Annotated in this window: 25 protein-coding genes and 1 tRNA gene; 14 read left to right on the forward strand and 12 right to left on the reverse strand. The window is 66.4% G+C overall.

Annotated features, from left to right (window positions below; genetic code table 11):
- The first annotated feature begins 7 nt into the window (after positions 1–7).
- The 7 genes from ACIA76_RS17200 to ACIA76_RS17230 all read left to right on the forward strand — a co-directional run bounded on the left by ACIA76_RS17200 (position 8) and on the right by ACIA76_RS17230 (position 7,158).
- Entirely contained in the window at positions 8–1,186 is a 1,179-nt protein-coding gene (locus ACIA76_RS17200) for an ROK family transcriptional regulator (protein WP_397153062.1), read from the forward strand.
- Between the two features lie 18 nt (positions 1,187–1,204).
- Positions 1,205–2,545, forward strand: coding sequence for an extracellular solute-binding protein (locus ACIA76_RS17205; RefSeq protein WP_397152780.1), 1,341 nt, complete (start codon positions 1,205–1,207; stop codon positions 2,543–2,545).
- A gap of 59 nt (positions 2,546–2,604) precedes the next feature.
- Positions 2,605–3,492, forward strand: a complete 888-nt coding sequence (locus ACIA76_RS17210) for a carbohydrate ABC transporter permease (RefSeq protein WP_397152781.1) — start codon at positions 2,605–2,607, stop codon at positions 3,490–3,492.
- Between the two features lie 3 nt (positions 3,493–3,495).
- Positions 3,496–4,386, forward strand: coding sequence for a carbohydrate ABC transporter permease (locus ACIA76_RS17215; protein ID WP_397152782.1), 891 nt, complete (start codon positions 3,496–3,498; stop codon positions 4,384–4,386).
- On the forward strand, positions 4,386–5,675 hold the full coding sequence (locus tag ACIA76_RS17220) for a 6-phospho-beta-glucosidase (RefSeq protein WP_397152783.1): 1,290 nt from the start codon (positions 4,386–4,388) through the stop codon (positions 5,673–5,675). Before ACIA76_RS17215 ends, ACIA76_RS17220 begins: the two co-directional genes overlap by 1 nt.
- Complete coding sequence (locus tag ACIA76_RS17225) at positions 5,672–6,676, forward strand: N-acetylglucosamine kinase (protein WP_397152784.1); 1,005 nt, start codon at positions 5,672–5,674, stop codon at positions 6,674–6,676. The genes ACIA76_RS17220 and ACIA76_RS17225 overlap by 4 nt, the downstream gene beginning before the upstream one ends.
- A 239-nt stretch (positions 6,677–6,915) precedes the next feature.
- Complete coding sequence (locus tag ACIA76_RS17230; RefSeq protein ID WP_397152785.1) at positions 6,916–7,158, forward strand: hypothetical protein; 243 nt, start codon at positions 6,916–6,918, stop codon at positions 7,156–7,158.
- Between the two features lies 1 nt (position 7,159).
- Here ACIA76_RS17230 and ACIA76_RS17235 read toward each other — a convergent pair whose 3' ends face one another.
- Positions 7,160–8,362, reverse strand: coding sequence for an Ig-like domain-containing protein (locus ACIA76_RS17235; protein ID WP_397152786.1), 1,203 nt, complete (start codon positions 8,360–8,362; stop codon positions 7,160–7,162).
- A gap of 287 nt (positions 8,363–8,649) precedes the next feature.
- Between ACIA76_RS17235 and ACIA76_RS17240 the strand changes: the two genes are divergently transcribed.
- A tRNA-Lys gene (locus ACIA76_RS17240) sits at positions 8,650–8,722 on the forward strand.
- Positions 8,723–9,002: 280 nt separating this feature from the next.
- Here the strand turns inward: ACIA76_RS17240 and add are convergent.
- The 6 genes from add to ACIA76_RS17270 all read right to left on the reverse strand — a co-directional run bounded on the left by add (position 9,003) and on the right by ACIA76_RS17270 (position 14,577).
- Positions 9,003–9,992 carry an adenosine deaminase gene (gene add / locus ACIA76_RS17245; RefSeq protein WP_397152787.1) on the reverse strand — a complete coding sequence of 330 codons (990 nt, stop codon included), beginning with the start codon at positions 9,990–9,992 and terminating at the stop codon, positions 9,003–9,005.
- On the reverse strand, positions 9,985–10,752 hold the full coding sequence (locus tag ACIA76_RS17250; protein WP_397152788.1) for an isopentenyl transferase family protein: 768 nt from the start codon (positions 10,750–10,752) through the stop codon (positions 9,985–9,987). Before ACIA76_RS17250 ends, add begins: the two co-directional genes overlap by 8 nt.
- A gap of 361 nt (positions 10,753–11,113) precedes the next feature.
- Positions 11,114–12,214 carry an amidohydrolase family protein gene (locus ACIA76_RS17255; RefSeq protein ID WP_397152789.1) on the reverse strand — a complete coding sequence of 367 codons (1,101 nt, stop codon included), beginning with the start codon at positions 12,212–12,214 and terminating at the stop codon, positions 11,114–11,116.
- A gap of 151 nt (positions 12,215–12,365) precedes the next feature.
- Entirely contained in the window at positions 12,366–12,782 is a 417-nt protein-coding gene (locus tag ACIA76_RS17260; RefSeq protein ID WP_397152790.1) for an ester cyclase, read from the reverse strand.
- A gap of 125 nt (positions 12,783–12,907) precedes the next feature.
- Complete coding sequence (locus ACIA76_RS17265) at positions 12,908–13,675, reverse strand: alpha/beta fold hydrolase (RefSeq protein WP_397152791.1); 768 nt, start codon at positions 13,673–13,675, stop codon at positions 12,908–12,910.
- Between the two features lie 155 nt (positions 13,676–13,830).
- The gene (locus tag ACIA76_RS17270) at positions 13,831–14,577 is read right to left on the reverse strand and encodes an SDR family NAD(P)-dependent oxidoreductase (RefSeq protein WP_397152792.1); all 747 of its coding nucleotides are present in this window, start codon (positions 14,575–14,577) and stop codon (positions 13,831–13,833) included.
- 194 nt (positions 14,578–14,771) lie between these two features.
- Here ACIA76_RS17270 and ACIA76_RS17275 point away from each other — a divergent pair, with 194 nt between their 5' ends.
- Positions 14,772–15,617: a helix-turn-helix domain-containing protein gene (locus ACIA76_RS17275; protein ID WP_397152793.1), complete on the forward strand. Its 846-nt coding sequence runs from the start codon at positions 14,772–14,774 to the stop codon at positions 15,615–15,617.
- A gap of 154 nt (positions 15,618–15,771) precedes the next feature.
- Here the strand turns inward: ACIA76_RS17275 and ACIA76_RS17280 are convergent, their stop codons facing one another.
- Positions 15,772–16,056: a TetR/AcrR family transcriptional regulator C-terminal domain-containing protein gene (locus ACIA76_RS17280; RefSeq protein WP_397153063.1), complete on the reverse strand. Its 285-nt coding sequence runs from the start codon at positions 16,054–16,056 to the stop codon at positions 15,772–15,774.
- Positions 16,057–16,329: 273 nt separating this feature from the next.
- Between ACIA76_RS17280 and pepN the strand changes: the two genes are divergently transcribed.
- From pepN to ACIA76_RS17295, 3 genes are all read left to right on the forward strand, one after another.
- The gene (gene pepN / locus ACIA76_RS17285; RefSeq protein WP_397152794.1) at positions 16,330–18,939 is read left to right on the forward strand and encodes an aminopeptidase N; all 2,610 of its coding nucleotides are present in this window, start codon (positions 16,330–16,332) and stop codon (positions 18,937–18,939) included.
- Between the two features lie 71 nt (positions 18,940–19,010).
- Entirely contained in the window at positions 19,011–19,883 is an 873-nt protein-coding gene (locus ACIA76_RS17290; RefSeq protein WP_397152795.1) for a helix-turn-helix domain-containing protein, read from the forward strand.
- Between the two features lie 77 nt (positions 19,884–19,960).
- Positions 19,961–21,079, forward strand: a complete 1,119-nt coding sequence (locus tag ACIA76_RS17295; RefSeq protein ID WP_397152796.1) for a serine hydrolase domain-containing protein — start codon at positions 19,961–19,963, stop codon at positions 21,077–21,079.
- Positions 21,080–21,432: 353 nt separating this feature from the next.
- On the opposite strand, the gene ACIA76_RS17300 is transcribed toward ACIA76_RS17295, so the two are convergent.
- Both ACIA76_RS17300 and ACIA76_RS17305 read right to left on the reverse strand, forming a co-directional pair.
- A complete protein-coding gene (locus ACIA76_RS17300) occupies positions 21,433–21,792 on the reverse strand; it encodes a hypothetical protein (RefSeq protein WP_397152797.1) in 360 nt (119 codons plus the stop codon).
- A 56-nt stretch (positions 21,793–21,848) separates the two neighbouring features.
- Positions 21,849–23,213, reverse strand: coding sequence for a hypothetical protein (locus ACIA76_RS17305; RefSeq protein ID WP_397152798.1), 1,365 nt, complete (start codon positions 23,211–23,213; stop codon positions 21,849–21,851).
- A 53-nt stretch (positions 23,214–23,266) separates the two neighbouring features.
- Here ACIA76_RS17305 and ACIA76_RS17310 point away from each other — a divergent pair, with 53 nt between their 5' ends.
- Together ACIA76_RS17310 and ACIA76_RS17315 are read left to right on the forward strand one after the other, a co-directional pair.
- Positions 23,267–23,902 (forward strand): TetR/AcrR family transcriptional regulator, encoded by a 636-nt coding sequence (locus ACIA76_RS17310; RefSeq protein WP_397152799.1) that lies wholly within the window; start codon positions 23,267–23,269, stop codon positions 23,900–23,902.
- Positions 23,899–24,564: a VC0807 family protein gene (locus ACIA76_RS17315; RefSeq protein ID WP_397152800.1), complete on the forward strand. Its 666-nt coding sequence runs from the start codon at positions 23,899–23,901 to the stop codon at positions 24,562–24,564. The genes ACIA76_RS17310 and ACIA76_RS17315 overlap by 4 nt, the downstream gene beginning before the upstream one ends.
- A 5-nt stretch (positions 24,565–24,569) precedes the next feature.
- On the opposite strand, the gene ACIA76_RS17320 is transcribed toward ACIA76_RS17315, so the two are convergent.
- Entirely contained in the window at positions 24,570–25,379 is an 810-nt protein-coding gene (locus ACIA76_RS17320; protein ID WP_397152801.1) for an SAM-dependent methyltransferase, read from the reverse strand.
- A 155-nt stretch (positions 25,380–25,534) separates the two neighbouring features.
- On the reverse strand, positions 25,535–25,798 hold the full coding sequence (locus tag ACIA76_RS17325) for a hypothetical protein (RefSeq protein ID WP_397152802.1): 264 nt from the start codon (positions 25,796–25,798) through the stop codon (positions 25,535–25,537).
- Positions 25,799–25,802 lie beyond the last annotated feature (4 nt).

Raw genomic sequence — 25,802 nt, forward strand, 5'->3', positions numbered from 1 at the left:
GGCCGACATGCGACACACCCTCGCCGGGACGCCGAGCCTGTTGCGGGCCATCAACGATCGGGCCGCGCTGGAACTGTTGCTGGCCAACGGCCCGCTCTCGCGCACACAGATCGGGACGCTGACGGGATTGTCCAAGCCGACCGCCTCCCAGCTGCTCCTGCGACTCGAGGCCGCCGGGCTGGTTGTTCCGGTCGGGACCACCGCGGCCGGTGGTCCGGGCCCGAATGCCCAGCTGTACCAGGTGAATCCGGCGGCCGGATACGTCGCGGGCGTCGATGTGACCAATACCGAGGTTCGGATCGCGGTCGCGGATATCACCGGTGCGACGCTGGCCGAACACCAGGTTCGGACGAAGGGATGGTCCGCGGCCACCACCATCGCGCGGGTGGCCGAGGCGGTCGCCGAGACGGTCGGCCTGGCCGGACTCGACCCGGATGCGGTGCGCGAGGTGGTGATCGGCCTCGGCGGGGCGATGGATCCAACCACCGGCACGCTCCGCTATGCCACCCACCTCCCCGGCTGGCACTCCCACCGGCTGATCGCCGAGCTGCGGGCCGCGATCGGCGCGACGGTCTCGATCGAGAACGACGTCAATCTCGCGGCCATCGCCGAACAGACCCACGGCGCGGCGCGCGGCTGCGAGGATTTCGTGCTGCTGTGGACCGCCGCCGGTGTCGGCGCGGCGATCGTGATCGGGGGCCGGCTGCATCGCGGCTTCCACGGGGGCGCGGGCGAGGTCGGCTATATGCCGCTGCCCGGCGTACCGATCGTCCACGATGTGCGCCGCAAGAATTCCGGCGGCTTCCAGCAATTGGCCGGGGCCCCAGCGGTTTCCGCGCTCGCGCGCAGTCATGGGCTGTCCGCGCCCACGGCGGCCACCGCGGTGACCGAGGCCCTCGAGACGCCCGGCGCGGGCGACGCCTTCCTGACCGAATTCGCCGACCGGTTGGCGCTGGGACTCGCCTCGATCGTCGCGGTGGTCGATCCGGAGCTGGTGATCCTGGCCGGTGCGGTCCCATGCGCCGGGGGCGAGCGGCTGCGGGCCCTGGTCCAGGACGCGTTGGCGGAACTGACATTCGCGCGAACCGAGGTGCGCGGCAGCACCGTCCCGGGCTCGACCGTGCTGTACGGCGCGCTGCAGCGCGCCCTGGCCTCCACGAGGGAAGCCGTCTTCTCGACCCATTGATCTCCAGGAGTTTCACCCATGAGTACAGCGCTTCGCGCCCTCGCCGCCGCCACCGCGACCGCCACCCTCGCCCTGCTCGTCACCGCCTGTACCGGAACCACTTCCGGCGGCGGTGACGACGGCTCCGACGCGGGTAAGAACGTCGACATCACCTTCTGGCACGGTTGGAGTCAGGACAACGAGGTCAAGGCCATCACCGACAATGTGGCCGCCTTCGAGAAACTGCACCCCAACATCCACGTGAAACTGGTCGGCAACATCTCCGACGACAAGATCGAACAGGCGCTGCGCGCGGGCGGCCCGGACGCACCGGATGTGGCCTCCTCCTTCAGCACCGACAACGTCGGCAAGTTCTGCTCGGCGGGCGTCTGGGTCGACCTCGCGCCGTTCCTGAACAAGGACGGCATCGATCCGGCCGCGACCTTCCCGGCGTCGATGCGCCAGTACAGCCGATTCGAGGGCGATCAGTGCGCGCTGCCACTACTCGGCGACGCCTACGGCCTCTTCTACAACAAGACGGCCTTCGCCGCGGCCGGAATCACCGCCCCGCCCAAGACATTCGGCGAATTCGAGGCCGACGCGGTCAAGCTGACCCAGCCCGACGGCGAGGGCTATAAACAGCTCGGTTTCCTGCCGACCTACCACGGCTACGAAACCACTCCCGAGCACTACCTCGCCCAGTACGGCGCAACGTATTTCGACCAGAACGGCAAGTCGAACATCGCCACCGACCCCAAGGTCGCCGCGATGTACACCTGGCAGAAGGATCTGATCGCCAAGCTCGGCGGATTCGACCGGCTGGAGAAGTACCGCACCGGCTTCGGCGACGAGTACAGCGCCAAGAACCCGTTCGAGACCGGACAGGTGGCCATGTCCCTGGACGGCGAATGGCGCACCCAGTCCCTCGCCGACGACAAGGTCGGATTCGACTGGGCCACAGCACCGTTCCCGGTGCCGGACGACCAGGCCGCCAGCTACGGCCGCGGCTATCTGTCCGGCACCATCATCGGCATCACCAAGTCCAGCCGAAAGCAAACCGCCGCTTGGCAATTGGTGAAGTACCTGACCACCGACACCGACGCGGTGGTGAACTTCGCCAACGCCATCCACAACGTACCCAGCACCAATGACGCCCTGGCCTCCCCCAGACTCACCGCCGATCCCGCCTTCCGCACCTTCGTCGACATCGCGCGCAACCCGAACTCCTCGACCACCCCGGCCAGCGTCAACGGCGGCGCCTACCAGCTGTCGATGAAGAACCTCGGCTACGACTTCGAGGCCGGTAAACAGCCCGATCTGCCCGCGGGCCTGGTCGCCACGGCCAAGGAGATCGACGAGGCGATCGCCCAGGCGAAGTGATGGACCGGACATACCGCGGTTCGGCCGCATCCAGACGCAGGCGCAACACCTTTCGCACCGTGGCGTTCCTGTCGCCCTGGCTGATCGGCTTCACCGCATTCTTCGCCTACCCGCTGGCCTCGACGGTCTACTTCTCGTTCATGCACTACGACGGGTTCGCCGCGCCGACCTTCACCGGCCTGCGGAACTGGGACTACGTCCTGAACAAGTATCCGTTCTTCTGGCAGGGCCTGCGCAACACGCTGTGGCTGGTGCTGGTGATGGTCTCGCTGCGGGTGATCTTCGGGCTCGGCATCGGACTGCTGGTCACCAAGATCAAGACCGGGCTCGGCTTCTTCCGCACGGTGTTCTATCTGCCGTATCTGGCCCCGCCGGTGGCGGCCACCATGGCCTTCGCATTCCTGTTGAATCCCGGTACCGGGCCGGTCGATCATCTGCTCGCCGATCTCGGCCTGCCGCAACCGGGTTGGTTCAACGATCCGGCCTGGTCCAAACCCGCGCTGACCATGCTGGCGCTGTGGGGCGTGGGCGATCTGATGGTCATCTTCATGGCGTCGCTACTGGATGTGCCGCGCGAACAGTACGAGGCCGCGCGCCTCGACGGCGCGGGGCCGCTGCAGCGGTTCCGCTACATCACGCTGCCCAACATCATGCCGATCGTGCTGTTCGCGGTGGTGACCGGCGTGATCCAGACCATGCAGTACTACACCCAGGCGATCGTCGCCGGAAAGGTCGCCAGCGGCAAGATCGCCGGCGCCGGTGAGCAATTCGAGCCGGGCTATCCGCACGGCTCCACCTGGACGCTGCCGCAGCTGATCTACAACCTCGGCTTCCAGCGCTTCGACACCGGTTCGGCGTGCGTGGTCGCGGTGATCCTGTTCACCCTGTCGATGGCCTGCACCGCGCTGCTGCTGCGCCGCAAATCCGGCTTCCTGCAGGAGGACTGAGCGATGACCGTGACTTCCGCCCCGCCGATACCCATCGCGCTCGACCCGATGCCAGCCCGAACCACCCGGCGCACAACGGTTTTGAACTGGGTGGCCGTGCACTCGCTGGCGATCGCCGCCGCATGCGCGTTCATCCTGCCGTTCGTGTTCGTCTTCCTCACCTCGGTGATGTCGGATCAGCAGGCGCTGACCTCGAATCTGTGGCCCGCGCACTGGCATTGGGACAACTACCTGAAGGTCTGGCGCACCCCCGGCTTCCTCACCTGGTGGCGCAACACCCTGGTGTACGCGTGCGCGGGCACGGCACTGACGCTGCTGTCCAGCATCCCGGTCGCCTACGCGCTGGCCAAGTTCCGGTTCCGGGGCCGCAATCTGGCGCTGATGGGGGTGGTGTCGATGATGATGCTGCCACCGCAGGTGACCGTGATCCCGATGTATCTGGTGTGGGCCAAGCAGTTTCACCTCACCGGCTCGCTGTGGCCGCTGATCATCCCGATGGCCTTCGGCGACGCGTTCTCGATCTTCCTGCTGCGGCAGTTCCTGTTGACCATTCCGGACGAATATCTGGAGGCGGCCCGCATCGACGGCTGCGGTCATCCGCGGATCCTGCTGCAGGTAGTGCTGCCGATGGCCAAACCCGCCATCGCGGCGGTCGCGCTGTTCCAGTTCTTCTACTGCTGGAACGACTACTTCGGCCCGCAGATCTACGCCAGCGAGAATCCGGCGGCCTGGACGCTGAGCTACGGGCTCGAATCGTTCAAGGGCGCCCACCACACCAACTGGAACCTCACCATGGCCGCGACCGTGCTGGTGATGGCTCCGGTGATCATTCTGTTCTTCTTCGCTCAGAAGGCCTTCATCGAAGGCGTCACACTCACAGGGGTCAAAGGCTGATGTCCGCAATCAAACTGGCCGTCGTCGGCGGCGGCTCCACATACACACCCGAACTCATCGACGGCTTCGCGCGCCTGCGCGATGTGCTCCCGATCGATGAGCTCGTCCTGATCGATCCCGCGGCCGAGCGGCTCGAGCTGATCGCGGGGATGGCGCGGCGGATCTTCGACCGCTACGACCACGGCGCCAAGGTCATCACGACAGACGATGTGGCACACGGGGTTCGAGACGCCGACGCGGTGCTGCTGCAGCTGCGCGTGGGCGGGCAGGCCGTGCGCGCCGAGGATGAGACCTGGCCGCTGGAATGCGGCTGTATCGGCCAGGAGACCACCGGCGCGGGCGGTCTGGCCAAGGCGCTGCGCACCGTACCCGTGGTGCTCGATATCGCCGAGCAGATCCGGCGGGTCAGCCCCAAGGCCTGGATCATCGACTTCACCAACCCGGTCGGCATCGTGACCCGCGCACTGCTCAACGAGGGTCATCAGGCCGTCGGGCTGTGCAATGTCGCGATCGGCCTGCAGCGCCGGTTCGCCGGGCACCTCGGTGTCGACCCGCGGCTGATCCGGCTCGATCATGTCGGCCTCAATCACCTCAGCTGGGAGCGCGGCGTGACACTGCTCGACCATCCGGGCGCATCGACCGGACAGGAGGTCCTGCCCAAACTGCTGGCCGATTTCGGCGAGGCGATCGCCGAAGAGGTGCATCTGCCGCATTCGCTGCTGCGGCGCCTGGGCGTGGTGCCGTCCTATTATCTGCGGTACTTCTATCAGCACGACACCGTCGTGGAGGAGCAGCGGGCCACCGGCTCGCGCGCCGCCGAGGTGAGCGAGATCGAACGGCAGCTGCTGGACCTGTATGCCGATCCGACGCTGAACACCAAGCCCGCACTGCTCGAAAAGCGCGGCGGCGCTTACTATTCCGAGGCCGCCGTCCAACTGCTGGCCGATCTGCTCGGCACCGGCGAGGGCACCGACACCCAGGTGGTCGACACCCGTAACGACGGCATTCTGCCGTTCCTCCCCGACGATGCGGTGATCGAGGTGCCCGCCCATATCGACGCCGACGGCGTCTGGCCATTGCCGCAGCGCCCGGTGGAACCGCTCTATGCGGGCCTGATGTCCCATGTGGCCGCCTATGAACACCTCGCGCTGCGAGCCGCGCTCGAGGGCGGCCGGGAGCGGGTGGTCGAGGCGCTGCTCGCCCATCCGCTGATCGGCCAGTGGGATACGGCCGAACCGCTCGCCGATCGCCTGATCGCCCACAATCGCGCATATCTGGGCTGGGCGTGAACGAGCAGGTACGCGGCGTCCTCGCCGTCGACGGCGGTAACAGCAAAACCGATGTGGCGCTGGTCGCCCTGGACGGAACGGTCCTCGGCTCGGCGCGCGGCGACGGTTTCGAACCCCACCGCGACGGTCCGGATCGCGCGGTCGAGAAGCTCGCGCCGCTGATCGACGCGGTCGCCGAACAGGCCGGACTGCGGCCGGACCGGACGCTCACCACCCGGGTCAGCGCCTGTATGGCCAATATCGATCTGCCCGTGGAGGAGCAGCGCCTGCACGCGGCCGTCGCCGCGCGGCCGTGGGGTCTGAGCGCCGCGGTGAGCAACGACACCTTCGGGCTGTTGCGGACGGGCACCGACAGCCCGCGCGGCGTCGCGGTGGTCTGCGGCGCCGGAATCAACTGCGTCGGACTGCTGCCCGACGGCCGGACCGCCCGCTTCCCCGCCCTGGGCATGCTCACCGGCGATTGGGGCGGCGGGAGCGGGTTGGCCGCCGAGGCCATGTGGCATGCGGCGCGGGCCGAGGACGGGCGGGGCGGCCCGACCGCGCTGTCGGCGGCGATCGGCCGGCACTTCGGGATGGCCGGGGCCAATGCGGTCGCCGAGGCGATTCACTTGGGGCACTTGCCCAGACAGCGGCTGCACGAGATCGCCCAGGTGCTGTTCGCCACCGCGCAGGAGGGCGATGCGACGGCGCTGCGGCTGATCGATCGCCAGGCCGACGAGATCACCCGTCTGGCGGTCGTCGCGCTGCGGCGGTTACGGCTGCTCGACGAGCCGACGCCGGTCGTGCTGGGCGGCGGTGTGCTGGCGGCCCGGCAGCCGCTGCTGATCGATAACGTGACGGCCCGGCTCGCGGTGGCGGCACCCCTGGCCGAACCCCGAATCGTCGTCGCCCCACCGGTTTTGGGCGCGGCGCTGCTGGGTCTCGATCATCTCGGCGCGGAGCGCGCGGCCTACGAGCGGCTGCGTGCGGCGTATCCGACCCAGGCGCTCTCGACGGAGTGAATGCCGAGCGAATTCGGCACCGGCGTCCCTCGCGTCCCCTCCGGAGCGCGAGGGAACAGCGCGGCACCGATGTCCATTTTGCCAGAAAGTTGCTGGTCGACTTCGATCCGCGGAGAGCGGGGGGTCGATCCGGCGGGTTGCCGGTACGGCGGAACCGTGGCGCACGACACCCGGGATTCCATACACTTCCGCCTGAAACGGCGGCACTTCACATGTCGCCCGCCAGAGATCGGATATCCGTGAACCGTTGTGCCGCCACGATATTGCTGGCAAGTGCCGTCATCCTCGCCGCGGGCCCGGCCGATTCGATGCTGGCCGCCGGCCCGGGACTGCCCGGCCTCGAATCCGGTTCGGCCAGTACCGGTTCCACGAGCGGGTCGGCCGTGACGGGTTCGGGCGGCAGCCTCAGCTGTGCGGCCATCGGCAGCGCGATGACCGTACTGGGCAATGCCCACCTGGGCTGCGACGCGCTCGCCGGCTGAATCAGCGGTCGGCGTTACCCGCCTTCCATTGCGCCCACGGAATGTTCCAGTCGCCCAGCCCATCCAGGCCCGACAGCGTGCCGCCGACGGTGTTCTGCACGATCGCGATATCGCCGCGCTTGGCGGTCTCGTAGACCCATTTGGCATCGGCGGGACTGAGATTCAGGCAGCCGTGGCTGGTGTTGGAATAGCCCTGCTGACCCACCGACCACGGCGCGGAATGCATGAAGATGCCGCTGTAGGACATTCGGGTCGCCCAGTCGACCGGGGTGCGGTAACCGCCCGGGCCGGTCGCGGCCACACCATAAGTCGAGGAGTCCATGATCATGTGGTCGAACCGGTCGCCGAGGATGTAGACGCCGTTGTCGGTCGGCGTGGCGTTCTTGCCCATCGAGGTCGGCATAGTGCGGATCACCCCGCCGTTGCGCTCGACGGTCACCATCTTGGTGTCGTCGTCGGCGGTGAACACCATCGCATCGCCCACGGTGAAGGCCGCGTGCGCATCGCTGTCGCCGACCAGCCCGTCACCGATATCGCGGCCGTAGGTATCCACATCGACGGTGACCCGGGTGTCCGGCGCCCAGAAATGCTCCGGCCGCCACCGCACCTCACGATTGCTCACCCAGTAGAAAGCGCCTTCCACCGGCGGCACCGTCGTGATCTTGATCGCATCCTGCACGGCGTGGCGATCGGGAATGCTCTCGTCGAACTGGATGGCCACCGGCTGCCCGATACCCACCGTCTGATCGTCGCCGGGCAGCAACCACGGATGCGTCTTGTTGCGCGGCGCCAACGTCGTGAAACTCACTGCGCTGGAGGCGATTCCCCCCAAGCCCACGGCCTCGGCCCGCAACCGGTAGGTACGCCCGAACCCCAACGGCTCGGTCAGCTGCCAGGACCGACCGTCCGGCGCGAACCGCCCCGCCACCTGCTTACCATCCGGATTGAGCAGGGTCACCGCGGACAGCAACCCGTCCTCGACCCGCACCTCCAGCGGATACCCCGGCGAGACCCCCACCGCCCCCTCGGCAACCGGCGTGAACAACTTGGGCTCGATCAACTCCCCGATAGGCCTCCCCTCCGGCACCGCCCCGCCACCACCACCCCGCGACTGACCACATCCGCCCACGACCAGCGCCACCACCGCGACCACGGCCGCCACCCCCAGCACCCTGCCCCGATACCGCCCACGCCATCCACTCATGTCCAACCCCACTCCCTGCCTCGTACGCATCCGAGCCCGCACCGGCTGCGCCGACAACCCCCGCGAACGGAGATCGGTCGAGACCACGCCCACCCATTTTGCCAGCCACCCCACCCACCGAGACGTCCGACACACTCACCCAACTCCCCCAGATCCCCCACCCCCGCCCAACCCACCACCCCCACCCCCAAACCACCCCTGAACAGCCGATTTCACATTCCCCACCCGCTCCTGTTATGGTTTTCCCCGCACCGGAACGGAGCAAAAGCCTCCGCCCGGCAGCACCGGCGCCATTAGCTCAATTGGCAGAGCAGCTGACTCTTAATCAGCGGGTTCGGGGTTCGAGTCCCTGATGGCGCACTTCCCAAAAGAGGCCCTGACCAGCATTTTCTGGTCGGGCCTCAATTCGTTTTCGGAGCGTCAACCGGCCTCGATGTCACGAGCTGTCACAACCGCGCCCAATGTCTTCGCGGCCTCCACCAAAGCATCACGCTGGGAATGGGTGTAGGTGCGCTGGGTGATCCGCCAGCTGGGTTCGTGTGAGCCACCTTTGGACAAATTGTCCGCTCGCGAGGGGTAACAGATCGAGGCGGCCGGGACACGTCGTTGTGGTACCTCGGTCGGTCACATCCACCTGGTCTCAGGTGCCCGGATCGGGTGCGGCCACCCACGTGTCGACGCCTTCTTGCATCGAGCGTTTGACCTGAATCGGAGCGCAGGAGCCGACGATGGACGCTCGTGCGAGGTCGGCAAGCTCCCGGTCGGTCAGGCCCAGCTCGGTTCGGGTGATGCGGTACTGGTCGGCCAAGCCGCCTCCGAAAAGGAGCGGATCATCTGATCCGAGGGCGACGGAAACTCCGGCCTCGAGAAACACACGCAACGGGATATCGGCCGCGGTGGCGACGATCAACCCCGGATAGGACGAGGGACACAGCTCCACCACGACCCCGCGTGATGCGAGCAACGTCAACACCTTTCGGTCGCGCGCGGCGGCGAGACCGTGACCGATCCGGTGTGCCCCTAACAGATTCACACAATCGGCCACGTGTGCGGCCGGCACTACGGCTCCGCTGTGCGGCACGATCCGCAGGCCCGCGGCGGACGCCACGCGACAGGCGGGCGCGAAGTCCGGCACGTGGCCTTGTCGTTCGTCGTTGGACACTCCGAAGCCGACCACACCATCGTCGGCGTAGTCGGCGGCGAGCTCGGCCAGCGCGATGACATGCTCGGGGGCGTACGTCCAACTCGCGGCGATGATGATGCCGATTCCGACGCCGGTGGCAGTCGTGGCGGCCGCGGCGGCGTCCAGCACGATCTCGGTGGCCCCCCGCAGGGATCCGAACCGGTCGACATACGACGTCGGGTCGACTTGGATCTCGATCCACCTCGCGCCGTCGCGGGCATCGTCGACGGCAGCCTCCCCCACGATGCGCCGGATATCGGTCGCGGTCTGGATGACCGCGCGGGCGCCATCGTAGGCGCGCTGAAAACCTGTGGGGCTGCGGGCATCCGAGAGGTCGGGGGGCTCGAGGCCGCGCTGGGCGGCGAGTTCGCGCATGGTCTCTCGGCGCATCGCGCCTGTCAGGTGCAGATGCAGGTTGGCTTTGGGCAACGACGACAGGTCACGCATGGGCCCTCCCGGCGACGATCTCATCGATGACCTCACAACAAGTGTCACGGGATGTGCGACCCGATGTCGACTCGAGAGCGGGGCCAATGGTGTTCAGCGCGCGCAGTTGTCGTGCCGTATGGGCGTGGACGCGGCGGACGAGCACACGCGTCAGCGCGCGTCGGGCGCTCGGAGTAAGGCTGGACTGGTACAAGCTGGCTGGGTCGATGTCCGCACCGGCACACCACTCGAGCAGAGCGTCGAATCCGCTGATCGACCCGATGAAGTCATGCTGTTCCGTATGCCGCCAGGCGCAGCGCATCTCGTCGAGGATAGAGGTGCGGTCTGCCCTGCCGTTCAGAGCGGCGGCCACGCGCCGGGCAACGGTGTCCAGCGAGGCCGCCGGCGGGGACAGCATGGTGACGTCCAACGGGAATCCGAGACCACGGCGGTCTCGGCGCAGCAACGACAGCAGCGAGATCGAACCCCCTTCGGCGAACACGAAATCGTGGTGCACGGCCAGTCCGTTCAGAACGCGCACCAACGCGGCATAGGCGTCTTCGGCGGGGTAGTCGCCGTCGGGGATTGTCCGCTCGTCCAGATAGATACGAGAGGTCCCGGCAATCTGATCCTCGGCCGGACGGGCGCTGGCCGTCGGGATATCAGTGAAGCACTGCAGACGATCGAGCACGACAACCGGCACATCGCTACGGCGTGCGGCCTCGGTTGCCAAGGCAGTCTTCCCGCTTCCCGTCGCGCCCAGAACAAGGTGCACTCGCATCGACACTCCATTGCATGCGATGAGCTTGCGAAGCCCGCGGATCGTATCGGCCGGAACGGCAGTGCTATCCATCATGTGAAGGATGAAGGTATCGGGACAGCTGCGGCGGCGGACGAGCCCGCCATGCGTTTGGCGCGGGGTCCCGGCGACGCGGTCGACTCTGGTCGTCGATCTCGATCCGGGTGGGCGGCCGTGTTTCGGGTTGGTCCACACCGGCCGCCGGTGGCTGCCCACCGAGACTGGTTATGCCAGCGGGTTACCCGCTGACCCGGATGATAGCGGTGGTCGTGGTCGACGATGACTGCGCCACAGCGATGATCATGACCGAGTAATCGAAGAGCCGGCAATAGGACTGGGCGAATCAGCCGAAAACGCGCTTACCGGAACGGTATACAGCGCGTACGTCACTCAATGCCGTCAGGTCATGGCAGAGGTCGCCTCCGACGGCTACCAAGTCGGCGTCGTATCCAGCGGCGATCCGGCCTTTGCGGTCGCCGACTCCGCAGGACTGCGCGGCCACACTGGTGACCGCGGCCAGGGCTGGCGCGCAGGAAAGCTCAGCAAACGCAGCGAACTCGGCCACCCCGTGTGGCAGGCAATCATGAGGCTTCGAGGCAACGACGCCGGCGTCGGAGGAGCACACCAGGCGCACGCCCTCTCGATACATGCGGGGAAGACATCCCCGCGCCTCGAGCACCTGAGGTGACGGCGGAGCCCCGTCGGGCATCCTGGCCGCGGTGACGCCCACGAACACTCCCGCCTCTGCCATCGCCGACACCGTGGCCCAATCCGGTTCGGCCCCTGCGGCAGTGAGAAATGTGCCGTGCTCGATCCCATCGACACCTACCGCGACCGCCGCAGCGATTCCCTCACCGCCGTGGGCATGTGCGGTGACCCACGTACCCGCCTCGTGCGCGGCGGTCACGACTACTCGTAGTTCATCGACGGAGTACTGCGACAGGTGCGGCGAGCTCCCTGGAGTGACCCCTCCGCCCGTGGCCATCACCTTGACCACATCAACCCCTCGCGCAAGCCGTTCCGCGACCGCGGCCCGCACCCCGGCGACACCGGCGGCCTCACCACCCAGGAACCAGCAATGCCCCCTATGGGTGGTAATCGGCGGCCCCGACGCGAGGATCTCCGGCCCCGCCTGGAGCTGCGATGCGCACTCCGATCGGACTATCAGACTGAGATAGCCCCGATCGCCGAGGTCACGCACCGTGGTCACCCCACCCCGTAGCGCCTGCCGCGCATGACGACGCATCCGGCCCAGCACGACCTCATCGCTGTCGCCCTGTAATTGCTCGACTGGATTGCCTGATGGATCGAACGCCAAATGCGTGTGTGCATCGACCAGGCCGGGAAGCAGGGTCACCGCGCCGAGATCGATGACCGGCAACTCGGCGGAAGGGCGTGCACCACTGAGGTCGACATCGACGATCCGGCCCTGGCGCACCAACACCAGTGACGACCTCGAGACGAAGGCATTCCCATCGAACAGGCATCGCGCTCGAATTCCCCACAGCCGCGCAGAGCCCGGCTCCGGCCACCCCGGATTGATCACTTCGCGACCGTACCCAAGGTTCTTGCTTACACGAGCATCCGAGATCCTTCTAGGTGAGCGCACCGGTCTGGCGCAGCAGGGATAGTGCGTCGGCGACGGCCCAGTGCTCGATCAGTTGGCCGTTCTGGAGGCGGACCAGGTCGATGACCCGGAACTCGATCGGATTGCCCGAGGGTGGGACGCCGAACCACGGACCGGTGTGCCGGCCGCGGAACATTTTGTGGGTGGCGACAAGATCTCCGTCCGCGAGGCAATGTACGACCTCCACTCGCAAATCGGAAAATGCCTCGTGCATCGCATGCATTGTTTCCCGCACTCCGAGGCGGTCGTCGCGCTGGCCGGGTTCGGCGGTGCGGTTGCGGAAGTCGGGGTGGACGAAGTCATCGATCAGCTCCAGACGTCCTTGCTGCTGCACCTGCTCGACAAAGGACCGCATCCGGTCCGCATTGGAATCCTGTGAACTCATAGCAGATCATCCTTCTGAATGAATAGTGTTGTGACGGAATAGTTCCGGACTGCCTTCGCCGTGCACGGCGCACAGCTGGTTCTGGGCGGCGCCGTCCTCCGGTGCTCGCAGGTGTCGTGCGTTGGTCAGCGCGCGAACGCGGCGCAATCCCAGATGGCGCGCAGGACCTGATCGGGGGTCTCCAACTGGGGGCAGTGGCCGGTGTCGGACAGCAGCTGGAACCGGGCCAGCGGAATGGCCGCAGCGTAGGCGCGGCCGTAGTCGACATCGGCGATGCGGTCGCTGTCACCCCATAACACCAGGGTCGGGATCTCCAGGCCCGCAAGGCGTTCCGTGAGGGCGGGATCGGTCATCGAGGTGCCCGCGTAGACGGCCAGCGCGGCCCGGTTATCCGCGGCGATGGCCTGTGCGGCCTGGGGCAGCGCAGCCGGATCGATGCGGAACGGGTCCGGGTTGTGGAAGCTGAGGGTGAAGACCTGATCCATGGTCAGGGAGAAGAAGTCAGCGACGGGATGTCCGGGCACGTCGATGCCGACGGCGTCGATGAGCACGACGCCGCTGACCCGCGGATTCTTCAGCAGCGCGATCTCGGCGGCGATCCAGCCGCCGACCGAGTTGCCGATCACAGTGACATCGGCCAGGTCGAGCTGTTCGATCAGCGCATCGTAGAGCGCGGCGAGATCGCCTATGCCGGTGAGCGTTTCGGGGCGTAGGGTGCCGCCGAAGCCTGGGTGGATCGGCGCCAGCACCCGCACATCGTGGGTGGTGGCGAACAGTTCGGCGAAGGCGTTCACCGACTGCGGTCCGGCCCCGCCGTGCAGCAGCAGAAACGGCTGCCCGGAACCGTATTCGATGACGGTCAACTCGACCGGGCCGGACCCGGCGACAGTCACAGTATGAATTGTGTTGGCAGACATGCGATATCTCCTCGAATGCGTCTAACCCTACTGCCGGGCAGGCAGTTCGGGCTGAAATGGCCGCAACAGGTGTGGCACTGAGCGAAGTCGGTCGCCGGTTCGGTGGCGTAGCGGCTCATCGCCTGGATCTGCTAGGCCGCAGTACGTCCTGCGTCGGCCGCGATCACGGCGCCGGTGAGGTAGCTCGAGGACTCGCCGGCCAGGAAGAGGATCACCTCGGCGATCTCTCGCGGCTCGGCCATTCGGCCGAGCAGGCTCAGCCCGGCCAGTTGCTTCTCGCCGCCCTCGCCCAGGACCTCGGCCACCGCCGTGAGCACCGTCTCGGTTCGAGTCGAGCCCGGAGAGACGGCGTTGACCCGAACTCCTGCCGGGCCGAACTCGGCGGCCCAGGTCCGAGTCAGCGACTCCAGTGCCGCTTTCGTCGCGCTGTAGACCGAGAATCCGGGCATGGCGACCGTCGCGGTCATCGAACTGATGTTGACGATGCTGCCGGACTCGCGGGCGATCATCTTCGGAGCGATCGCCGCGGTGAGAAAGTAGGGCGCCCGCAGATTGACCGCGACGGCATTGTCGAACCCGTCGGCATCTTGGGCAACGGTCGGTGCGAGCGGTTGAACACCGGCATTGTTGACCAGCACATCGACCGCACCGGCCGCATCGGCGAGCGCGCGCAGCGAGCCGAGATCGGTCAGCTCGACCGCGACGAATCGCGCCCGGCCCCCGGTTCGCATGATGTCCTCGACGACCGCGGTCCCCCTGTCGGTGTCACGGCCGGACACGATCACCTCCGCACCGGCGTAGGCGAACAGCTGGGCTGTCTCCTTACCGATGCCGGTGGTCGAGCCGGTGATCAGAGCGGTCTTTCCGATCAATGTCATGGTCGGGTCCTTCCTCGAAGTGCCTGGTGCGCCGGGCGTCTGGAATCAGAGTCCCGCGACCGCCGATCCACAGCCAGGGCCGACTTGTCCCACCCACGACCACCGGTCCGGATTTCCATCGCGAACCACGAAATGCCACGGGGTACAGTGGATTTGCCGCAAATACGCGACACGGGACAGACACGGAAACAGTTATGGGGACCTTGCAGAACTTCGGCTCGCTCCTGCGCGAGTACCGCAATCGCGTCTCGCCCACCGATCTGGGTCTGGGCTCCTCGACAGGGCAACGCCGCACGCCCGGCCTGCGCCGCGAGGAACTCGCGGAATTGAGCAGGGTCTCGGCGGACTACATCAAACGCCTCGAACAGGGCCGCAGCCGACCATCCGCATCGGTGATCAACGCATTGGCCCGCGTGCTGCGCCTGTCGCAAGCCGAGTACGAGCAGCTGTGCGCCCTGACCGGGCACACCATCGTGCAGCCCGGAGAACTACCCCACACCGTGGACGCGGCGACACGGCAACTACTCGAACGGTTCGACATGCCCGCCGCGATCTACGACGCCGGCTGGACACTGTTGGCGTACAACACACCCGGCGTTCGCCTGTTCGGCGAGCCCGCACCGTACGGCAGCCACGCCAGCAATATGGCCTGGCGATTCTTCATGGAACCGGCGAACTTCGTCTGGGAAGCCGACGCCCAGGAAAATCTCTTCAAGACCTCCCTGGTCGCTGATCTGCGCGACGCGGCGGATCGCTACCCATACGATGACAATCTCGCGAAACTGGCCGCCGAATTACGCGCCGCGCACGGACAATTCGACGACCTGTGGTCCACCGCGGCGGCCACTAAACTCGGCGGCACCTGCGGCATCACCCACCATCCCGCCGTCGGCTCCATCAAGCTCGACGCCAACGCGCTCGCAGTACCCAACGGCGACCTCAAGATGATCGTCTTCACCACCAAACCCGGCACCCGCGACGCGCACCGCCTCTCGTCCCTCGGCGACGATCACCACCGCGGCCTGCATTACCCCCAATAGTTCGATTTCCCCACCGAATACCGCTCATCATCTCGATGGAGCGCCGGCCGCTCGCCGTGCCCGGTTCTCATGGGCCTACCGCAAGACCACCGGTATCGAGATCGGCCACAACAACATTGAGCATTGCGGGGTTGGGCGAGGTGGCCGTGCTGCCTTACAGGTCGTTGCCGAAGGCTCGCAGAAAGGTTGTGACCGCGTTGTCGGTGACTTGGCGGAGCTCAGCTCGCGAGATCTTCCTTGTCCCCAGACGGGAACGGTTTTCCAAGGGGCCGGTGAGCAAGGCGCCGAAATGCTCGGCAGCGATCCTGCCGCGATTGGCCAAGTTGTCCCTCGGTGCGGTTGTCCGACGAGCCGGATCCCGCACTGCTGCAAAATATCTACGCAATCCAAGCCCGGAAGGTCGAGATGTACCCCGATTGGGGTCGCGAGGTGACAGCACTATTCGCCGCCGCCAGTGCCACGCCGACGAGCCGATCGAAAACTCCAACCAGCCGGGGTTCAGCCGAATGAGCTTGGGAGACTGCGGTTTCGATCAGCCTGCAGATCCCCGCCGACACGATGCCCGTGCGTGGCATGCTGGACATCGCATTGTGCTCACCGGCGGAGACAATCTCGGCCTCCACCGCCGAAAGGGCACAGGCGCACGATGTGAATGGCGCCGCGCACAGACCAGGGGGCGAGGCGTTGTCCTGCGATATTCGAGGAGTCTGTTTTGGCCGCACCGAATCTCACCCGTGAGCAGGCGATCACCCGTGCCGCGACAGTCGAGGTCGAGAACTATCGGATCGAGCTCGACCTGAGCGATCAGCTTGTCGAACCGGGCGGCGGCATCTTCCGGTCCCGGTCGACGATCACGTTCACCGCCAGGCCCGGGGCGGACACCTTCATCGACATCGTCGCGGAGGGGATCCGTTCCGTCGTTCTCAACGCGGTCCCGGTCGAGGTCGTCGGCTACGACGAGGCGAACGGTATCGCCTTGCGCGGCTTGGCCGAACACAACGAACTGGTGGTGGACGCGGACTGCCGCTATTCCCATACCGGCGAGGGCCTGCACCGTTTCGTCGATCCGGCCGACGGCAAGACTTATCTGTACAGCCAGTTCGCGCCCGTCGATGCCAAGCGGATGTTCGCCTGTTTCGACCAGCCGGATCTGAAGGCCGCCTTCGATATCGTGGTCGCCGCGCCCGCCGACTGGGAGGTCGTCTCCAATGGCGCCACCGTCGATATCGAGTACGACGGCGCCGTTGCCACGCACACCTTCGCGACCACCGAGCGTATCTCCACCTACCTGGTGGCACTGTGCGCCGGGCACTACGTGCGGTGGAGCGACAGCTATATCGACGAGCACGGCGTCATCCCGCTGGGCATCCTGTCCCGCGCCTCCCTGGCCGAATTCGTCGACGTCGAACGGTTTTTCGCCGAGACGAAGCAAGGCTTCGGTTTCTATCACGCCAATTTCGGTGTGCCGTACCCGTTCGGCAAGTACGATCAGATCTTCTGCCCCGAATACAACTGGGGCGCCATGGAACATCCGGGCGCGGTCACCCACCCGGAGACCGCTGTCTTCCGCTCCAAGGTGACGCGCGCGGCCTACGAACGCCGCTGCAATGTGGTGTTGCACGAGATGGCGCATATGTGGTTCGGCAATCTGGTCACCATGCGCTGGTGGGACGACATGTGGTTGAACGAATCGTTCGCCACCTTCGCATCGATTCTCGCCCAGACCCGAGCTACCGAATACACCAGCGGCTGGACCACTTTCGCCAGCACCGAGAAGGCCAAGGCATACCAGCAGGACCAGCTGCCATCCACGCACCCGATCGTCGCCGACATCCCGGACGTGGATGCCGTGCTGGTGAATTTCGACGGAATCACCTATGAGAAGGGCGCTTCGGTACTCAAGCAGCTGGTCGCCTATGTGGGGCTGGAGTCGTTCCTGGTCGGCCTGCGCGGCTACTTCGCCGAACATGCTTACGGCAATGCGACATTCGAGGATCTGGTGCATGCGGTCGAGAAGTCGTCCGGTCGTGATCTGTCCCGCTGGAGTGCGCAGTGGCTGAAGACCACCGGTATCAACACTCTGCGTCCCGAATTCACCGTCGCCGACGGTAAGTTCACCTCCTTCACGGTGATCCAGGAGGGCGCCGCACCAGGTGCCGGTGAATATCGCCCGCATCGCCTGGCCATCGGCGTGTATGCCGATCGCGACGGAAAGCTGGTACGCACCAAGCGGATCGAGATCGACGTCGACCCGGCCGAACGCACCGAGGTACCGGAGTTGGCCGGTGTGGAACGTGGTGAGCTCGTGCTGATCAACGATGACGACCTGACCTACTGCTCATTACGGCTGGATCCGGAGTCGTTGCGCGTCGCCATCAGTCGGATCGCCGATATCGACGAGTCCCTGCCGCGCAGCCTGTGCTGGTCGGCGGCCTGGGAGATGACCCGGCAGGCCGAGCTGCGTGCCCGCGACTACGTGAACCTCGTCCTGCGCGGAATCGGCGCGGAAACCGAAATCGCTGTGGTGCAGCGAGTTCTGCAGCAGGCGCATACGGCGCTGGCCCGGTATGCCGAACCCCAGTGGGCATCCGCGGCCGGGTGGAACGCGTTCGCCGAGGGAGTGCTGGAGCTGGCCCGCGGGGCCGTACCCGGGTCGGACCATCAGTTGGCTTTCGTCAATGCGCTCACCGGCGCGATCGGACCGTTCGACGCACCGATCGGCGCCCGTCTGCCGCGGCGGCATCTCGATCTGCTGGCCGCCCTGCTCGACGGTGATCCAGCCGAATACGGTCTGCCCGGGCTCGTCGTGGATACCGAGCTGCGCTGGCGGATCGTCAAGGCACTCGCCGCGGCCGGCCGCATTGATGCCGACGGCATCGAATCCCCGGTCATCGACGCCGAATCGGCGCGTGACGCGACTGATACCGGACGCCGCCACGCGATCGCGGGCGCCACCGCCCGCCCCCAGGCCGCGGCGAAGAAGAACGCATGGGACACCGTGTTCTTCGACGATTCACTGGCCAACTCCACGGTCCGCGCGATCGCCTACAACTTCGCCCCATCCGGCCAGGACGACCTGGTCACCAGCTATCTGGACCGCTACTTCGCCGAACTCCCAGCGGCCTGGGAACGGCACAGCACCGAGGTCGCCCGAACGCTGGCCACCGCCCTCTACCCGCATCTGGTGATCACCGCTGCCGCGGTCACCGCCGCCGACGAGTTCCTCTCCCAGGACTACCCACCGGCCCTGCGCCGCCTGGTCCTGGAAGGCAAAGACGGCGTCGAAAGGGCCTTGCGCGCACAGGCATTCGACGCCAGTTGACGATCAGGAACGCACCGCTGTCGCTGGTGCGTGCACGGTGGCGGCGCCCGCCTTTCCGTAGCCTGGACGTGGTGGGAGCTGTGGACTTGGGTCGCGAGCCTGATGTGAAGTGGGACTTCGCAGGTCCAGCCGACGCGGAGCCTCTGGGTGCCGCGATCATCGGTTACCGCGATGCGGGTGGCGCCGGGTTGGATCTCCGGGTGGCCGGGACAACGGCGGTCACCGTGCTAATAGAGTTCGGGGATCGCGAGGTGATCGTCGACGATGCCATCGGGCAGCGAACACTCGACGGCTTCGTTGCCGGGCTCGCCATCGAGGCCATGCGCGTTCGCAGCAAGCGGGTCGAGTGCATCGAGGTTCGCCTGTCGCCGATACAGGCGTATTCGCTGTTGGGTGTTCCCCCAACTGATTTGGGCCGGGGCGTTGTCGCCCTGGAGGATCTGTGGGGCCGGCGGGCTCGGCGACTGCGCGAACAACTCGCATCCACCAGCACCTGGGACGAACGTTTCGCATTGATGAAATCGTTTCTGGCACAGTGCGACAGGCCGACGCGGACTCCGGACCCGGAGGTGCTCGCCGCCTGGAATCGCATACTCGCTTCCCATGGCCGGGTGAAGATCGGCGAGCTCGCCGAATCCCTCGGATGGAGCCATAAGCGGCTGTGGGCACGGTTCGAGTCCCAAATCGGCCTGACACCCAAGCGGGCGGCAATGCTGGCCCGGTTCCGGTACGCGGTCGACGGTCTGCTGGCGGACCGGCCCGCCGCCGATGTCGCGGTGGACTGCGGGTACACCGATCAGGCTCATCTATGCCGGGACGTGTCGCTCTTCGCGGACCGCACGCCGGGGGCACTGACGGCGCACTATCGGCCCGCTATCGCCCGGCATCGGTACCGAGCCTGGGGAAGATTCGTCCAATACCCCGCGGGCCCGGTCGGTCGATAGTGGTGTCGCCTCGGGTGCGGTCGGTGAGCCGACCGCGACTCGAACCGACACTCATCGACGACGAGAGGACACGTCTCGTGACCACCACCCTCGATCCCGCGAAGCTACAGACCGCCGTGGCGGCCGTCCATCGCGCGGGCATGCCCGGAGTATTCGCCGAGGTGCGTGCTGGCGACCAGATCTGGTGCGGCGCCGCCGGAGTCGCCGATATCGCCACCGGCCGCCCCGTCACGGCCTCCATGCGACACCGGGTCGGAAGTATCACCAAGACGTTCACCGCGGCCGCTGTGCTGCAGCAGGTCGACAACGGCCAGATTGAGCTCGACACACCGATCGGCCACTACCTGCCACGACTGGTTCCCGGCGAACGAGGTGCGGCGATCACGGTCCGGATGCTGATCAACCACACCAGCGGCCTCGCCGAATACCTCCCGCATGCCTACCCGTCCCTCGCGGCCTTCCCTGACATGGCGAAAACAACGCCGAAGAGCCTGGACGACAACCGGTTCACCCGGTTTCACCCGATCGAGCTGATCGAGATGGGGGTCTCGGCGCCCGCTGCCGGGACCCCAGGCGGCACACCGGGTGTGTACTCGAACACCAATTACCTTCTCCTGTGCGAACTTCTGGAATCGGTAACCGGCACCTCGGCGGAGAAATACATCACCCGCAACGTCATCGAGCGCGCCGGGCTGCAGGAGACCGTGCTCCCGGCCGGCTCGCATATCGACGGACCGCACTCACTGCACTACGAGGCGTGGTTCGGCATGATCGATCCGCCGCGCGACTACAGCGTCTACGACATGTCGTGGGTGGGCCCGGCGGCTTCGCTGATATCGACCGTCGCGGACCTGAACCAATTCTTCGGTCTGCTGCTGGCCGGGGAAATCATCAGCCGATCGTCGCTGGCGACAATGCAACGCACCGTTCCGGTCATCTCCTTCGAGGGAAAGACGCTCGACTACGGTCTCGGCCTGCAGAAGATGACGGTGCCCGGCCGCGGCACCTACTGGGGCCATGACGGCTCCGTCTGGGGCGGCGGCGCGATGTCCATGACCAGTGCTGACAGCACCCGACAAATGTCCGTCGCGGTGAACCTGCAGCGATGGAACCGATTCGACTCCTCGCAGAAGCCGCAGCCCCACCCCATCGACGACGCACTGAGGGCGCTCACCCAACTGGCGCTGTGTGGTTGACCTCGGGCGGCCATCGAACAGACCGATGCTTTCGCTGTGCGGCCTCAGAGGTTGAGTAGTTCGGCGAGAGTGCCGCCGAGGATGCGATCGCGCAATTTGCCAGGGACAGTGAGTCGTTCGACGGTAGTGCGGGCGAGGACGGGATCGCCGTAGGGAGCATCCGAGCCGAACAGTGTGCGGTCGGGTATCTCGTCGATCGCAATCCGGACCGCGAATATGACGGTGGCGGTGGATAATTCGAGGTACGTGTTCGGGACTACATTTCGAAGCGCCGCCCTCGCACTCGAACACGTGATAGGCGGCTGCTCGGTTCGCCAGGCTGAATGTGCTGCGATACGGCCGATCACATCAGGTCATATGCCGGCGTGACGAACCGTTACCGCCATTCGACGAAGCCTGTTGCGTACCCGACCGTCGGTATTAGGGGCCAGCGTCAAACCGACTGTATCGGCGATACGGTCGGCGATCGCCACTATCGCGGTCGTATCCGTCCAAATGTGTTCAGCGAACTCTGGTTTGCTCAGCTGCTCGAGGCAGCGGTCCAGCTTATCCACAGCGAACCGTTCTCGACGGAGCAGCAGATCGGCTTGGCCAATGGTGCGCAGGACAGGTGCGATATCGAGCCCACGATCACGGAGACGATTCAGAACCGTTTCCCGGTCAGCGGCTTGGGTTTTGCCGCCGCCGAAGGGCCCGTTGATCCAAAGCAGCATGGCCACAACCCTATTCGACGTAGCACGGGATATCTTTGGTGCAGCAGAAACGCCCCTCACACCGCGACCGCGCAGTTATCCGAACTCCCCCGCCCCAGCACACTCACGATCCCCGCTCTCCCATCACCGAAGAACCGCGTGAACACCCCCGCAGGCCGACCACCGAGCAGCACGGGGCCGAGCACGGGAGCGATGTCGACATTCCGAGGTTCGTCATCGGTGTCGGCGAGGATGGGTAGGCGGCAGGTGTGGGGGTCGATGTAGTCCTGCACGATGCTGGTGTTCGGGGCGGCGGTGGTGACGGCCGATTCCCATTCGCGTTGCGTCGCCTCGCGACCGAGGGTCACCTCCTTGCCGCTCATGCCGAGACTTTCCTTGAGTACCAACAGTTCTCGGTTGTCGATGACGAACTGGACGAGATCGACATCCTTGTCGCCGCGGGTCGTGCGGCGGTCGGACAGGATTCGGGTCCACGGCAGATATCGCTCGACTACCGCGCGCTCGGCGGCGCTCATCCACGGTCGTCCCTCCGACAGCAGACCCATGGTCAGCTTGCTGGACAGGAAGGTCGAGGTCTGGGTGCCGACGAGGAGGCAGCCGTTGTCCAGCGCGGCCTGGACGGGGGCGGTGTCGATGCCCAGTTCGAGCCAGTCGGGGATGGTGAAGTTGCGTAATCCCAACGGGTAGCGCAGATTCGGCGGGCAATCCCAGGCCTCGTGCAGATCCTCGGGTTCGAAGAAGCGCGCGGTCATCCCGTGGTTGTTGAAGTAGTCGATCTCGATGTCGAAGAAGCGGGTCGCACCGCCCTGATCGCGCGCGCTGCCCAGCAGCGCCACCCGGGGCGCGACGGCCAGTTCCGCGCACAGGCTCCGGAACATCTCGACGCGTGCGGCCAGCGGGCTGCGGTAATCGAAGGGCAGGCGGCCGGAGTCCGACGCGTAGAGCCTGCGCCACACCTCCAGGCGGCAGTGCGCCTCCACCGGGCCGCCGAGCGCCCCACTGACGTTGAACTCCAAGAACTTCGGCCCGTCCGGCCCGATCACGACATCGGGGCGGGCCACGCAGTCCGCGTATCGCTCCTCGATGAACCGATCGGCCACGAACAACTGATTCTCGCTGTCCGGCATACCGTATGCCGCGAGCCTGCCGGAGGTGGTGGCCGCGGTCTCCAGTGCGGCGCGGCGCACCAGATCCAGCAAAGCCGCACTGGCACGGAACAATTCGGCATAGGAGGCCCGGGGCAGCGTGATCGGGGCGGCGGGCAGCAGCGGCTGATACGGATAACCGATATCCCGGACCTCGCTGCGCAGCATCTCCCGGATCGTGTCCGGCGGCGCGGCCGCCGGCAACTGGTGTTCACCGAACCACGGATGTCCCGGCACGGTCACCTCCCCCACTGCGCGCGTGTGTGTTTCGAGCATACCGAGCGATTCGAGTCTTGCTCAGGTAAGCAAACACCGTTACCGTTTTGCTCATGCAAGCAAAACCTAGCTTGGATAAGCAAGAACGCACCGTCACCGAGACCGCCCGCCGGGCACAGATCGTGAACGCCGCGATCGATGTGGTCGCCGAGCACGGGTACTCGAACGCCTCGTTCGCGCGGATCGCCAAGCAGGCCGGGCTGAGCAGCACCGGCATGATCTCTTACCACTTCCGGGGCAAGGACGATCTGCTCCGCGAGGTGGTCGCCGAAATCGTGCGCGTATCAACCGAATTCGTCGTCGGCAAACTCGATTCCGAGGCCGATTACTCGGCCGTGCTGCGCGCCTGGTTCGCCGCCAACCTGGCGCTGCTCGACGAGTATCCACGGCATCAACACGCGCTGGCCAGCATCATCGCCCATGCCCGCCTCGACGATCCCCGGTTGTTCGGCCTGATCGAACGGCACCTCGACATCGCCCGCGACGAGGAGCGATGGATCCGAGAGGCGCAGCGGGCCGGGGCATTTCGCGACTTCGATCCGGCGATCATGGTGATGGCCATCCGGGGCGCACGAGAGGCGGCCATCGCCCGCGCCCGCATCGATCCCGATTTCGACACCACGTCCTGCGCCCGCGAGCTGGCCGATCTGTTCGACCGAGCCACCCGCAAGACCGGAGCCGAATCATGAACGACCAGCAGACAATCGCACCCCAGCGCACCACTCAGGAGAAGAACGCCGCACTGCGCCGCCACATCATCGGCCAGGTCGTCTTGGAATTCGCGCTCCCGCTCGGCAGCTACTACGGCATGCGCGCGGCCGGAGTGAATCCGTGGGTGGCACTCGTCGCCCCGGCCGTGCTCACCGTCCCGTTCCTCGCCTACCGCGCGATCCGCCAGCGCCGCATCGACATCCTGGCGCTGTTCACGCTCGGCATCCTCACGCTGGGGACGGTGATGTCGCTGGCGACCGGCGATCCCCGCACACTGCTGGTGCGCGACAACTGGCTGGGCGGCGCCCTCGGCCTGTGGGTGCTGGGCACCCTGTTCACCCAGCAACCCTTCGTGCGCACCATGGCCCGCACGGTCGTGACCGTGAAGATCGGCGAGGTGGGTCATCGCGAGTGGGATGCCCGCTGGGACAACGACTCTCGCTTCCGGAATCAGCTACGCGTGCTGACCGCGGTCTGGGGTCTGACGCTCGCGCTGGATGCGCTGGTCCGTGTCGCGCTGGCCTACAGCCTGCCGGTCGATTCGGTGCCGTTGGTGAGCACCCTGCAGTGGCTGGTCGTCCTCGCCGGCCTGATCACCTTCCAGTACGTCTACGTCACCCGGCACGGCCTGAAGGCCTGAACCGCTCAGGACTCCTTGAGGCCCACGGCGCCGACGTAATTCGCGCGCAGCGCCATCTGATCGTCGACCTGGTTCTCGGGCCGCCAGATATCCAGCGGCACGATGCCCGGCTGCAGGATCGTGTACCCGCGCAGCAGCGTCGCGACATCGTCGACCGTCTTGAAGGCCGCCCCCGGGGTATTGGTTCGCCGCATCACCGACAACACCTGCTCCTGCTGTTCGAGGCTGAGGGTGAAGGCGACCGCGTGCGACATGCCCAGCGCACTGCCCGGCGGGCACGCGTCCCGGTAGGCGGCGACGAGGGCGGCGGGGTCCACATCCTCGAGCAGGTCCAGCACGGCCATCGCGAGAATCGCGACGGGGCGGTCGAAGTCGATCAGATCGGTCACATTCGGCGCACTCAGCACGCTGTCGACATTGCGGAAGTCGGCCCAGGTCATGGACACCTGTGGATGGCCGTCGAGCACCTTCTGGGCGTATTCGACCGCGACCCGCTCCCGTTCCACGTACGCGATCCGGGCATGCGGGTTGTGCCGCAACGCGATCTCGTGCGGATTACCGACGGTCGGCGCCCCGGAACCGAGATCGAGGAACTGATCGATCCCCATATCGCACAGCGCCCGCACCGCCCGGCCGACGAAGCCGCGGTTGGCTCGCGCCCAGAATCGGCTGCCCGGCATGCCTTCCGGGATCGCGTCGGCGGCCTCGCGATCGATCTCGAAGTTGGCGCCACCACCGAGCACATAGTCGTACATCCGGGCGATATTGGGTGTACTCATATCGATCGTCTCGTCCAGCCCGTATCTGGAACCCATGCTGCCGCCTTTCTCCGAAACATCACCGGGCCAGGCGGACCGAACGACCACACAAGCCGCCGAGCCCGGGCCCGAGGCAACTGTACCGTCGGTCATCGTTGCCGGGCGGTCGCCGGAGATTGTGAAATCCCTTGTGCTGCAGCAATATCTGTCGGCTATCGCCGAATCCACGCCTGGGCCGCGTCATCCGGGTTCCACCACGAAACATGGTGCGGATCCTCCGATTCCAACCGCCACGCCGCGTCCGGGCGGTCGACGAACGCGTCGCCGCCGGTCCCTTCGCCCCGGGGCTCCCCGATGTACACCGGCCGGTTGCCGCCCGCCACCTCGAAGCCGTCGAGCACCCGCGGCCGCTGTTCGTCGGGCGGCAGCACCGCCAATTCGTTCCGCCGTCCGGTGGTCAGCGCGAGACCCCTCATACCG

The organism is Nocardia sp. NPDC051570, assembly GCF_044454005.1.
GTDB lineage: Bacteria > Actinomycetota > Actinomycetes > Mycobacteriales > Mycobacteriaceae > Nocardia.

What these genes read in the sequence shown, in the direction of transcription:
- ACIA76_RS17200 (WP_397153062.1), top strand. Translation starts at nt 8, where the DNA reads ATGCGACACACCCTCGCCGGGACGCCGAGCCTGTTGCGGGCCATCAAC.
- ACIA76_RS17205 (WP_397152780.1), top strand. Translation starts at nt 1,205, where the DNA reads ATGAGTACAGCGCTTCGCGCCCTCGCCGCCGCCACCGCGACCGCCACC.
- ACIA76_RS17215 (WP_397152782.1), top strand. Translation starts at nt 3,496, where the DNA reads ATGACCGTGACTTCCGCCCCGCCGATACCCATCGCGCTCGACCCGATG.
- ACIA76_RS17220 (WP_397152783.1), top strand. Translation starts at nt 4,386, where the DNA reads ATGTCCGCAATCAAACTGGCCGTCGTCGGCGGCGGCTCCACATACACA.
- ACIA76_RS17235 (WP_397152786.1), bottom strand. Translation starts at nt 8,362, where the DNA reads ATGAGTGGATGGCGTGGGCGGTATCGGGGCAGGGTGCTGGGGGTGGCG.
- add (WP_397152787.1), bottom strand. Translation starts at nt 9,992, where the DNA reads ATGCGTGACCTGTCGTCGTTGCCCAAAGCCAACCTGCATCTGCACCTG.
- ACIA76_RS17250 (WP_397152788.1), bottom strand. Translation starts at nt 10,752, where the DNA reads ATGCGAGTGCACCTTGTTCTGGGCGCGACGGGAAGCGGGAAGACTGCC.
- ACIA76_RS17260 (WP_397152790.1), bottom strand. Translation starts at nt 12,782, where the DNA reads ATGAGTTCACAGGATTCCAATGCGGACCGGATGCGGTCCTTTGTCGAG.
- ACIA76_RS17270 (WP_397152792.1), bottom strand. Translation starts at nt 14,577, where the DNA reads ATGACATTGATCGGAAAGACCGCTCTGATCACCGGCTCGACCACCGGC.
- ACIA76_RS17275 (WP_397152793.1), top strand. Translation starts at nt 14,772, where the DNA reads ATGGGGACCTTGCAGAACTTCGGCTCGCTCCTGCGCGAGTACCGCAAT.
- ACIA76_RS17300 (WP_397152797.1), bottom strand. Translation starts at nt 21,792, where the DNA reads ATGCTGCTTTGGATCAACGGGCCCTTCGGCGGCGGCAAAACCCAAGCC.
- ACIA76_RS17305 (WP_397152798.1), bottom strand. Translation starts at nt 23,213, where the DNA reads ATGCTCGAAACACACACGCGCGCAGTGGGGGAGGTGACCGTGCCGGGA.
- ACIA76_RS17310 (WP_397152799.1), top strand. Translation starts at nt 23,267, where the DNA reads ATGCAAGCAAAACCTAGCTTGGATAAGCAAGAACGCACCGTCACCGAG.
- ACIA76_RS17315 (WP_397152800.1), top strand. Translation starts at nt 23,899, where the DNA reads ATGAACGACCAGCAGACAATCGCACCCCAGCGCACCACTCAGGAGAAG.
- ACIA76_RS17320 (WP_397152801.1), bottom strand. Translation starts at nt 25,379, where the DNA reads ATGGGTTCCAGATACGGGCTGGACGAGACGATCGATATGAGTACACCC.
- ACIA76_RS17325 (WP_397152802.1), bottom strand. Translation starts at nt 25,798, where the DNA reads ATGAGGGGTCTCGCGCTGACCACCGGACGGCGGAACGAATTGGCGGTG.